Below are 9,641 nucleotides of genomic sequence, written 5' to 3'. Positions count from 1 at the left end.
ACGATCTGCTCGAAGCTCCAGTGGCCGAGGCAGCAGTTGGCCACCAGCAGCAGCTTGGGGTCGGCCACCAGCGAGCGTTCCTGCGCCAGCGTCAGCGTGTCGGCGCGCGGCGTCAGGTCGGCCGACTGGCGCAGCACGTCTTCCATCGAGACGCCCACCGCCTGGCAGATCTGTGCCAGCCGCGACAAGGCCATGTCGCGCTGGCCGAACAGGCGCTTGATGCTCGATTCGCTCATGCCGATGCGCTGCGCCAGCTGCCGGTAGGTGACGCCGGCCGCGCGCATCTCGGCACGCAGCACCTGCAGCACCAGCTCGGGTGAACTCATCGCTGTCTCCTGTTTTCGCGGGCCGACCGAGGTACTGAAATCCAGTACCTTCTGTGTCGATCGCCGGCACCTCGTTCAGGAAGATGGTACGTCAGGCCAGGCTCGTCAACACTGCGCCCCGTCGCCTCGGCGTTTCCGGCGCGGCGAATCCGTCAAACCCTGCTGAAAAACTCGACGAAAGTCTCCATGTCCAAGCTCTCTTCCTCCATCGTCCTGCTCTCCATCTCGCTGCTCGGCACGGCTGCCACGCTGCCGGCGCAGGCCGCCGACAAGCAGACCGGCTACATCGGCGGCGCCATCGGCCGCAGCAGCTTCAACGCACACGACCTGAACCTGCCGAACACCGGTGGCGACGAGCGCGACACCGCCGGCAAGCTCTACGGCGGCTACCAGTTCAACGAGACCTTCGGCATCGAAGGCGGCTATGTGCGCCTGGGCAAGTTCAGCGAACGCGTCACGCTGGGCAGCGGCAACACCGTCACGCAGGAAGGGCGCGCACGCAGCCTCTACCTGGCCGGCACCGCGCGCCTGCCGCTGAACGAGCAGTTCTCGCTGAACGGGCGGCTCGGCCTCTCGGCCGGGCGGGTCAGCGGCAGCAACATCCTGCCCACCGGCTCGCAGATGACCGGCTCGACCTATTCGACGATGCTCGGCGTCGGCGCCGAGTACAAGGTCTCGCAGTACGTCGCGCTGACGCTGGACTTCGACCACTACGGCCGGCTGTCCGACAAGATCAGCGGCAACCTGGTCAGCGCGGGCGTGCGCTTCAGCTTCTGACCGCGCTCAGGCCACTTCGAGGCTGCGGTTGAGCAAGTCCTCGATGTGCGCGATCAGCGCCTCTTCCTCGTAGGGCTTGCCCAGCAGCACGCTGACGCCCGCCTCGGCGGCCACCGCGCGGTGCTTGTCGTCCGACGAGGTGATCATGATGATCGGCACATGGCGGCTGGCCGGGTTGCCGCGCACATGGCGCGTCAGCTCGAAGCCGTCCATGCCGGGCATCTCGACATCGGTGATCAGCACATGCGGCATCTCGTCGGCGATGCGCTTCATCGCCTCGAAGCCGTCCTCGGCCAGCACCACGCGGTACTGGAACTTGGCCAGCGCGCGGCTGGTCTTGACCCGCACGACCTTGGAGTCGTCGGCCACCATCACCAGGGTCTCGGCCGGGGTGCGCGGCACCGCCGGCGCGGCGGGGGCCGCCGCTGCAGCCTGCGCGGCGGGCTGTTCCGCCGCCACGCGGGCCTGCTCGGCCGCCGCACGCTCGGCCTCGGCCCGCGCGGCAGCCTCCCGTTCGGCTTGCTGGCGTGCCGCTTCGGCGGCAGCCTGCTCGGCCGCCGCATGTTCGGCGGCCTGCCGTGCGGCTTCGATGCGCTCGGCTTCCAGGCGCTCGGCTTCCAGCCGCGCGGCCGCCTCGGCGGCGGCACGCTCAGCGGCGGCCCGTTCGTCCGCGATGCGCTGGGCTTCGGCCTGCTCGACCGCCAGGCGCGCGGCTTCGATCCGGGCGGCCTCGGCGCGCTCGGCTTCCGCACGTTCGGCCTCTACACGCTCTGCCTCGGCGCGTTCAGCCGCCACGCGCTCCGCTTCGGCGCGTTCAGCGGCCAGCCGCTCAGCCTCGGCACGTTCGGCCTCGACACGTTCAGCCGCGATCCGTTCAGCTTCGGCACGCTCGGCGGCCAGGCGCTCGGCCTCCGCCGCCGCGCGGGCGTCTGCTGCCGCGCGCTCGGCCGCGGCCTTCAGCGCCGCCGCGGCGGCCTCGGCGGCAGCCTGTTCGGCTGCGGCACGCTCGGCCGCGGCCAATTCGGCGGCACGGCGCTCGAGCTCCTGGCGCTGCTGCTCGGCGAGCACGTCCTCCGGGCCGGGCAGCGAGGAGATCTGCACGCTGGCCTGCGACTCGGCCCTGGCCTTCTGCCGGCGGCGACGACCGCGCAGCAGTTCGACCACCAGCCAGACCAGCAGCGCGGCGACCACGGTCCACATCAGATATTCGTTCATTGGGCAAGGGGCCCGGCGCGCGCAGGCGGGCGGCGCGCAGGGCAAGGGTCCATGTCCTGCAAAGGATAGCGGCGAAGTTCGACACCAATGCGGCGATTTGTGACCGTTCTGCCGCGCTTTCCTGCCGCAGCCAGCGGCGCTGCAGGCGCTGCGGCATCATCCCGGACATGGACACCCCCCACCCGATCCAGGCGTTGGTCTTCGACATCTTCGGCACCGTGGTCGACTGGCGCGGCTCGATCATCCGCGAGGGCCAGGCGCTGCAGGCGCGCCTGGGGCTGGCGGCCGATTGGCCTGCGCTGGCCGACGCCTGGCGCGCCGGCTACGCGCCGGCGATGGCCCGCGCCAATGCCGGCCAGGACCCCTGGACCAACATCGACGGCATCCATCGCCGCATCCTCGACAGCCTGATCCCGCGCTTCGGCCTCGAGGCACTGCCCGAAGGCGAGCGCGATGCGCTGAACCGCGCCTGGCACCGCCTCGGCCCCTGGCCGGACGCCGTGCCCGGCCTGACGCGGCTGCGCCGCCGCTTCGTGCTGTCGACGCTGTCGAACGGCAATGTCGCGCTGCTGGTCAACATGGCCAAGCGCGCCGGCCTGCCCTGGGACTGCGTGCTGTCGGCCGAACTGATCGGTCGCTACAAGCCCGACCTGGAGGTCTACCGCCGCGCCGCGGCGCTGCTGGGCTTCGGCGTCGAGCAGGTGCTGATGGTCGCGGCCCACCCGTCGGACCTGATGGCGGCACAGCGCGCCGGGCTGAAGACGGCCTACATCCCGCGGCCTCAGGAGCGCGGCCCGGGCGGCTGGATGGAATCGACCGAAGGCTGCCGCTTCGACTGGCAGGCGCCCAGCCTGGAAGCGCTGGCCGACCAGCTCGGCGCCTGAGCGCTTCGCAGGCGGCCTGGCCTTAGCCGGACATCCGCAGCAGCGCGGACACCAGGTCGGTCTGCGTGACGATGCCCACCAGCCGGCCGCCGCCGTCGATGATCGGGATGTGGTGGTGGCCGGTCGACGAGAAGATCGGCACCAGCTCCGCCAGGCTGCGCTCGGCGCTGGCCACGCGCACCTGGCGCGTCATGATCTGGCCCACCGCCTCGGGCTTGTCGGACCGCACGCCCGGCGTCGCGCGGATCAGCCTGCGCAGCTTGGCGTCGAAGCCCTCGTGCACATCGAGCTCGGCCGCGCGCAGGAAGTCGGCCAGCGTCAGGATGCCGACGATGCGGCGCTGGCGGTCGATCACCGGCAGTGCCTTGATGCGGTGCTCGCGCAGCAGCGTCCAGGCTTCCTGCAGCGGGCTGCCGAACTCCACGGTGATCGGGTCCGGCGTCATGATGTCGCGGCAGTGCAGCTCGGCCAGGCGGCGGGCATGCGACTGCACCTCGGCCTGCTCCAGCAGGCGCTGCAGGTCGTCGCGTGGCACGTCCAGCACCTGGTTGTAGCGCTTGAGCACCGCGTCCAGGTCCGCGTCGCTGAAGCGCGCGGTCGCGGCCGGGCCGGGCGGCGCCTCGCGGTTGACGTGCGGGTAGCGTCGGCCGGTGGCCTGGTTGTAGGCGATGCCGGCGGCCACCAGCAGCAGCGAATTCAGCGCCACCGGGAAGAATGCGAAATGCCAGTCGCCCACCGCGCCCAGCACCGTGAGCAGCGCGGCAGCACCGCCGGGCGGATGCAGGCAGCGCAGCGCCAGCATCAATGCCACCGCCAGCGCGGTGGCCACCGCGGCAGCCAGCACCGGCGCCGGCAGCCAGTGCACGCAGGCAATGCCCACCAGCGCCGACAGGGTGTTGCCGCCCAGCACCGACCAGGGCTGCGCCAGCGGGCTGGCGGGCACGCCGAACACCAGCACCGCGCTCGCCCCCAGCGGGGCCACCAGCCAGGGCAGGCCGCCAGGGCCGGCCAGCGCATGGCACAGCATCCCGGTGATCAGCAGGCCCATGCCGACACCGGCCACCACGCGCAGCCGTTCGCGCCCGTCGATCGGCATGCGCGCCGGCCACAGCGCCTGCAGCCGCGTGCGCCAGCGCGGGTGCCGGCCGGCCGGACCCGACAGCCAAGCCTCACGCATGGATGTCTCCTAACGTCTTAAAAGTGCGTCATCTGTCGTGTCGGCGCTTCCGGGCACCGGGCCGGGGGTCGATTCTGCCGGAACGCGCCGGCGGCGCTAAGCTGCGCGGCTGTTCAAACCCTGCCCTTTCGAAAGGCTGCCCCGCATGAGCGTTCAGCACCGCGTCCGCGTGCGCGAGGTCCGGCTGTTGTCGGACAACTGGTACACGCTGAAGACCACCACCTTCGACTGGCAGCGCAGCGACGGCCGCTGGCAGGAATGCAAACGCGAGACCTACGACCGCGGCAACGGCGCGGTGCTGCTGCTGTACAACCGCGCGCGGCGCACGGTGGTGCTGACACGGCAGTTCCGCTACCCGGCCTTCGTCAACGGCCACGACGGCCTGCTGGTGGAAGCGCCGGCCGGCCTGCTGGACGACGCCACGCCCGAGGAATGCATCCGCGCCGAGGCCGAGCAGGAAGTGGGCTTCCGCGTGCGCGCGCCGCACAAGGTGTTCGACGCCTTCATGAGCCCGGGCTCGGTGACCGAGCGGCTGCACTTCTTCGTCGCCGAGTACGACCCCGACGACCGCATCGGCAGCGGCGGCGGCCTGGAGGCCGAGGGCGAGGACATCGAGGTGCTCGAGCTGACGCTGGACGAGGCGCTGGCCCAGGTGGCCGACGGCCGCATCCGCGACGGCAAGACGATCATGCTGCTGCAGCATGCGGCGCTGCACCTGATGCCACGCTGAACCGCCCATCACCTGGAGCGCCCCGATGAAGAGTTTCCTGCCGGCCTGTCGCCTCGCGCTGGCCACCCTGATGCTGGGCCTGCTCGCGGGCCCCGCCCGCAGCGCCGCGACGGTGGACGTGATGGTGCTGGGCACCTACCACTTCGCCAACCCCGGGCTCGACCTGCAGAACGCACAGATCGACGACGTGCTGGTGCCCCGGCGCCAGGAAGAACTGCAGGCCGTGGCCGACGGGCTGGCCCGCTTCAAGCCGACGCGCATCGCGGTGGAGGCGCAGGCCGACACGCTGCCCGGCCGTGCGCTGCCGCGCTACCGCCAGTTCCGTGACGGCACGCTCGCGCCGGACCGCAACGAGATCGTGCAGATCGGCTACCGCCTCGCCCGCCAGCTCGGCCACGCCGATGTGATAGGCGTCGATGCCGAAGGCGAGTTCCCGTTCGAGGGCCTGGAGAAGTTCGCCCAGGCCAACGGGCGCGGCGGCGATCTGCAGCAGATGGTGGACGCCATCGGCGCGCGCACCCGCGCCTTCGAGCAGCGTGCGCGCGACGGCAGCGTGGGCCAGCTGCTGCGCAGCCTGAACGAGCCGGCGGCGATCGCCGAGGACCACGGCTGGTACATGCAGACGCTCAGCTACGGCCGCGGCAGCGAGCAGCCCGGCGCGCACCTGCTGGCCAGCTGGCTGTCGCGCAACGTGGCGATCTGCGCGCGGCTGGTGCAGTCGGTCAAGCCGGGCGACCGCGTGCTGCTGCTGTACGGCGCCGGCCACCTGCAGCCGCTGCGGCAGTGCGTGCGCGACATGCCCGGCTGGCGCCTGGTCGAGCCGAACGACTTCCTGCCACGCTGAGCACGCGCAAGACGCGGCAGGCGCGCGTCAGCGCTGGGCCAGCTGGCCCAGCACCCGCAGCACCTGCTGCGTGGCGCCCTCGTGGTCGCCGCTGCGGTGTGCCAGCCCGAGCGGTCGCCACAGCGCCGGCTGCAGCGGCAGCATGCGGATGCGCGGCTCCGGCGCCGGCGCGCTGGCCTCCTGCGGCAGCAGCGCGGCGCCGTAGCCGGCGGCCACCAGGCTCTTGATCGCGTCGTTGTAGTTCAGCTCGATGCGTGCACGGGGGTGCTGGCCGGCGGCGGCAAACCACTCGGCCGTCAGCCGCGACAGGCGCGTACCGGCGTCGTTCAGGATCAGCGGCTGCGCGGCCAGCCAGGCCGGCGTGGCGCGCTTCGGGCAGCGCGCCCAGGCCGCCGGCACGAAGGCCATCACCGGATCGCGGCGCCAGCGCTGCACCACCAGCCCCGCCACCGGTGGCTGCGGCAGCGCGACGATGCCGATGTCCAGCGTGCCAGCGACCAGCCGCGCCAGCGTCTCTTCCGAGGTCAGCACGGCCACCTGCACGTCGATCTCGGGGTGTTCGGCCTGCAGGGCCTGCAGCGCCTGCGGCAGCAGGTGCGCGATGGCGCCGGTGCTGGCCCCCACGCGCACGCGGCCGGCGCGGCCGGCGACCTGGCGCTGCAGCGCGTCGATCATCTCGTCGGCCTCGGCCAGCAGCCGGCGCGCGCGCTCGATCAGCAGTGCGCCGGTCCCGGTGGCCACCACGCGGCCGCGGTTGCGCAGCAGCAGCTTCGTGCCCAGCCGGGCTTCGAGGTCGGCCACGTGCAGCGTGACGGTGGGCGGCGCCAGGTGCAGCGCCTTCGCGGCCGCGGCGAACGAGCCGAGGTCGCTGACGGCCAGCAGCGTGCGCAGACGGTCGAGGCTGAGTTCGCGCATCGCGTGATTCAGGATTCCTGAACGAGAGGTTTGCCAGATTCAACTTGCGCAATGGTAGCGCCGGGCCGAGGATTGCGGCTCGCGTTTCACCGCATCAGCAGGAGCCACCACCATGAGCACCACCGTCTTCGTCGATGGCGACCAGGGCACCACCGGGCTGCAGATCGTCGGCCAGCTGGCCGCGCGCCGCGACCTGCAGCTGCTGACGCTGCCGGCCGCGCAGCGCAAGGACCCGCTGCGTCGCGCCGACGCGCTGAACCGCTGCGACGTCGCGATCCTGTGCCTGCCCGATGCCGCGGCGCGCGAAGCCGCGGCGATGATCGAGAACCCGGCCGTGCGCGTGATCGACGCCAGCTCGGCGCACCGCACCGACGCGAGCTGGGTCTACGGCTTCCCGGAGATGAGCGCCGGCCAGGCCGACGCGATCCGCGCCGCGCGGCGCATCAGCAACCCCGGCTGCTACCCCACCGGCGCAGTGGCGCTGCTGCGCCCGCTGGTCACGGCCGGCCTGCTGCCGGCGGACTACCCGCTGGCGATCCACGCGATCTCGGGCTATTCGGGCCAGGGCCGCGCCGGCGTGCAGGCGCACGAGGGCCCGCAGGCCGGCAGCGCGCCGGCGCTGGAGGTCTACGGCCTGGCGCTGCAGCACAAGCACGTGCCCGAGATCCGCCAGCATGCGCTGCTGACCGAACGCCCCGGCTTCGTGCCGGCCTACGGCGCCTACCGACAGGGCATCGTGCTGACGATCGCGCTGCAGCAGCGCCTTCTACCGTCCGAAGCGAGCGGCCAGCGCCTGCAAGAAGCGCTGGCCACCCACTACGCCGGCGCGCAGCATGTGCGCGTGCTGCCGCGCGCCGACGCAGCCGCCTTGACGGGCCTGAACCCGCAGCAGCACAACGGCAGCAACACGATGAGCCTGGCCGTCTTCGAGAACGCCACGCACGGCCAGCTGCTGCTGGCCGCGGTGTTCGACAACCTCGGCAAGGGCGCCTCGGGTGCGGCCTTGCAGAACCTGGACCTGCTGCTCGGGGCCGATCAGTAGCCCAGCGCCAGCCCGGTGTTGCGGCGCGGGTCGTTGGCGCCGTAGAAGCGGTTCCTGCCCACCGGCTGGCCCCCCAGCGTCGGCGCGCCGATCAGGATGGCCGCCAGGTGGTTGGCCGGCTGCGCACCGGCGAACTTGTGGCCCATGCCTTCGAGGATCTTGCGCGTGTCGGGCGAAAGCGCAAAGGCCTCGACATTGGTCGCCTCGGGCAGCCATTGCTGGTGGAAGCGCGGCGCGTCCACCGCCTCCTGCACGTTCATGCCGTAGTCGATGACGTTGACGATGGTGTGCAGCACCGCGGTGATGATGCGGCTGCCGCCGGGCGTGCCGACCACCATCACCGGCTTGCCGTCCTTCGAGACGATGGTCGGGCTCATCGACGACAGCGGGCGCTTGCCCGGGGCGATCGAGTTGGCCTGGCCCTGCACCAGGCCGTAGAGGTTGGGCACGCCGATCTTGGCGGTGAAGTCGTCCATCTCGTCGTTCAGCAGCACGCCGGTCTTCGCGGCGGTGACGCGCGCGCCGAACCAGTCGTTCAGCGTGTAGGTCACCGAGACCGCGTTGCCCCACTTGTCGACGATCGAGTAATGCGTGGTGTTGCTGCCCTCGTGCGGCGCGACGCCGGGCTTGATGTCCTTGCTGACGCCGGCCTTGTGGGGGTCGATCACGTGGCGCAGCTGCGCCGCGTAGTCCTTGCTCAGCAGGCGCTCGAGCGGGTTCTTCACGAAGTCGGGATCGCCGAGGTAGCTGTTGCGGTCGACATAGGCATGGCGCATCGCCTCGATCTGCACGTGCACGGCCTGGGCGGAGCGGAAGCCCCATTCCTTCAGCGGGTAGCCTTCGAGCACGTTGAGGATCTCGCAGATGATCACGCCGCCCGAGCTGGGCGGCGGCGCCGAGACGACGCGGTAGCCGCGGTAGTCGCATTCCACCGGCGCCATCTCGCGCGTCTTGTACTGGTCCAGGTCGGCCTGCGTCAGCAGGCCCTTGCCCGCCTGGCTGGAGGCGACGATCGCCGCGCCCACGGTGCCCTGGTAGAAGCCGGCCGCACCCTTGTCGCTGATGGCCTTCAGCGTGGCCGCCAGGTCTTCCTGCACCAGCTTGTCGCCGGGCTGGAAAGGCTGGCCCCTGTTCAGGAAGATCGCCGCGGTGGCGGGGTCCTTCTTGAAGTCCTCGGTCGCGGTGCGCAGCAGGTCGACGTCGCCCTGCTGCAGCACGAAGCCCTCGCGTGCGTACTGGATCGCCGGCGCCATCAGCGCGGCGCGCTTCATCGTGCCGTACTTCGCCAGCGCCAGCTCCATGCCGGCCACGCTGCCGGGCACGCCCACCGCCAGGTGGCCCTTGGTGCTGAGCCCGGGGACGACGTTGCCGTCCTTGTCGAGGTACATGTTCGCGCTGGCCGCCAGCGGCGCCTTCTCGCGGAAGTCGAGGAAGGTCTTGCGGCCATCGGCCAGCTGGATCGTCATGAAGCCGCCGCCGCCCAGGTTGCCGGCGGCCGGGTAGACCACCGCCAGCGCGTAGCCCACCGCCACCGCGGCGTCCACCGCATTGCCGCCGTCCTTCAGCACATCGACGCCGACCCGCGTGGCCAGGTGCTGGGCCGTGACGACCATGCCGTTCTCGGCCGCCACCGGCGCCTGCGAGGCCGCCCAGGCGCTGGCGCCCAGCGTCGCGGCGCAGGCCGCAGCGCCGAGCGTGAACAGGAACTGCATCGAACCGAATCTCATCGCC

Annotated in this window: 10 protein-coding genes; 5 read left to right on the top strand and 5 right to left on the bottom strand. The window is 71.7% G+C overall.

What is annotated here, in order from left to right; genetic code table 11:
• Positions 1–326 (bottom strand): helix-turn-helix domain-containing protein (locus ACILR4_RS24370; RefSeq protein WP_395703486.1); only part of this gene is annotated, 326 nt, incomplete at its 3' end.
• Positions 327–512: 186 nt separating this feature from the next.
• On the opposite strand from ACILR4_RS24370, the gene ACILR4_RS24365 reads away from it, so the two are divergent.
• Positions 513–1,103, top strand: coding sequence for an outer membrane beta-barrel protein (locus ACILR4_RS24365; protein WP_395703485.1), 591 nt, complete (start codon positions 513–515; stop codon positions 1,101–1,103).
• 6 nt (positions 1,104–1,109) lie between these two features.
• On the opposite strand, the gene ACILR4_RS24360 is transcribed toward ACILR4_RS24365, so the two are convergent.
• Positions 1,110–2,303: a PleD family two-component system response regulator gene (locus ACILR4_RS24360; RefSeq protein ID WP_395703484.1), complete on the bottom strand. Its 1,194-nt coding sequence runs from the start codon at positions 2,301–2,303 to the stop codon at positions 1,110–1,112.
• 182 nt (positions 2,304–2,485) lie between these two features.
• Between ACILR4_RS24360 and ACILR4_RS24355 the strand changes: the two genes are divergently transcribed.
• A complete protein-coding gene (locus tag ACILR4_RS24355; protein ID WP_395703483.1) occupies positions 2,486–3,202 on the top strand; it encodes a haloacid dehalogenase type II in 717 nt (238 codons plus the stop codon).
• A gap of 22 nt (positions 3,203–3,224) precedes the next feature.
• On the opposite strand, the gene ACILR4_RS24350 is transcribed toward ACILR4_RS24355, so the two are convergent.
• Positions 3,225–4,379: an HPP family protein gene (locus ACILR4_RS24350; RefSeq protein ID WP_395703482.1), complete on the bottom strand. Its 1,155-nt coding sequence runs from the start codon at positions 4,377–4,379 to the stop codon at positions 3,225–3,227.
• Positions 4,380–4,524: 145 nt separating this feature from the next.
• On the opposite strand from ACILR4_RS24350, the gene ACILR4_RS24345 reads away from it, so the two are divergent.
• Complete coding sequence (locus ACILR4_RS24345; RefSeq protein WP_395703481.1) at positions 4,525–5,109, top strand: NUDIX domain-containing protein; 585 nt, start codon at positions 4,525–4,527, stop codon at positions 5,107–5,109.
• Between the two features lie 25 nt (positions 5,110–5,134).
• Positions 5,135–5,953 (top strand): DUF5694 domain-containing protein, encoded by an 819-nt coding sequence (locus ACILR4_RS24340; protein WP_395703480.1) that lies wholly within the window; start codon positions 5,135–5,137, stop codon positions 5,951–5,953.
• 27 nt (positions 5,954–5,980) lie between these two features.
• Here the strand turns inward: ACILR4_RS24340 and ACILR4_RS24335 are convergent, their stop codons facing one another.
• Complete coding sequence (locus ACILR4_RS24335; protein WP_395703479.1) at positions 5,981–6,868, bottom strand: LysR substrate-binding domain-containing protein; 888 nt, start codon at positions 6,866–6,868, stop codon at positions 5,981–5,983.
• 112 nt (positions 6,869–6,980) lie between these two features.
• On the opposite strand from ACILR4_RS24335, the gene argC reads away from it, so the two are divergent.
• Positions 6,981–7,910 (top strand): N-acetyl-gamma-glutamyl-phosphate reductase, encoded by a 930-nt coding sequence (argC, locus tag ACILR4_RS24330; protein WP_395703478.1) that lies wholly within the window; start codon positions 6,981–6,983, stop codon positions 7,908–7,910.
• On the opposite strand, the gene ggt is transcribed toward argC, so the two are convergent.
• A complete protein-coding gene (ggt, locus tag ACILR4_RS24325; RefSeq protein ID WP_395703489.1) occupies positions 7,904–9,622 on the bottom strand; it encodes a gamma-glutamyltransferase in 1,719 nt (572 codons plus the stop codon). The two genes, argC and ggt, sit on opposite strands and share 7 nt — an antisense overlap.
• Positions 9,623–9,641 lie beyond the last annotated feature (19 nt).

Origin of the sequence: Aquabacterium sp., assembly GCF_044226965.1 — a bacterium.
In the GTDB taxonomy this organism is placed as follows: domain Bacteria; phylum Pseudomonadota; class Gammaproteobacteria; order Burkholderiales; family Burkholderiaceae_C; genus Pseudaquabacterium.
This window is presented reverse-complemented; position numbering and strand designations above follow the sequence as displayed.

What these genes read in the sequence shown, in the direction of transcription:
- ACILR4_RS24365 (WP_395703485.1), top strand. Translation starts at nt 513, where the DNA reads ATGTCCAAGCTCTCTTCCTCCATCGTCCTGCTCTCCATCTCGCTGCTC.
- ACILR4_RS24360 (WP_395703484.1), bottom strand. Translation starts at nt 2,303, where the DNA reads ATGTGGACCGTGGTCGCCGCGCTGCTGGTCTGGCTGGTGGTCGAACTG.
- ACILR4_RS24355 (WP_395703483.1), top strand. Translation starts at nt 2,486, where the DNA reads ATGGACACCCCCCACCCGATCCAGGCGTTGGTCTTCGACATCTTCGGC.
- ACILR4_RS24350 (WP_395703482.1), bottom strand. Translation starts at nt 4,379, where the DNA reads ATGCGTGAGGCTTGGCTGTCGGGTCCGGCCGGCCGGCACCCGCGCTGG.
- ACILR4_RS24345 (WP_395703481.1), top strand. Translation starts at nt 4,525, where the DNA reads ATGAGCGTTCAGCACCGCGTCCGCGTGCGCGAGGTCCGGCTGTTGTCG.
- ACILR4_RS24340 (WP_395703480.1), top strand. Translation starts at nt 5,135, where the DNA reads ATGAAGAGTTTCCTGCCGGCCTGTCGCCTCGCGCTGGCCACCCTGATG.
- ACILR4_RS24335 (WP_395703479.1), bottom strand. Translation starts at nt 6,868, where the DNA reads ATGCGCGAACTCAGCCTCGACCGTCTGCGCACGCTGCTGGCCGTCAGC.
- argC (WP_395703478.1), top strand. Translation starts at nt 6,981, where the DNA reads ATGAGCACCACCGTCTTCGTCGATGGCGACCAGGGCACCACCGGGCTG.
- ggt (WP_395703489.1), bottom strand. Translation starts at nt 9,622, where the DNA reads ATGCAGTTCCTGTTCACGCTCGGCGCTGCGGCCTGCGCCGCGACGCTG.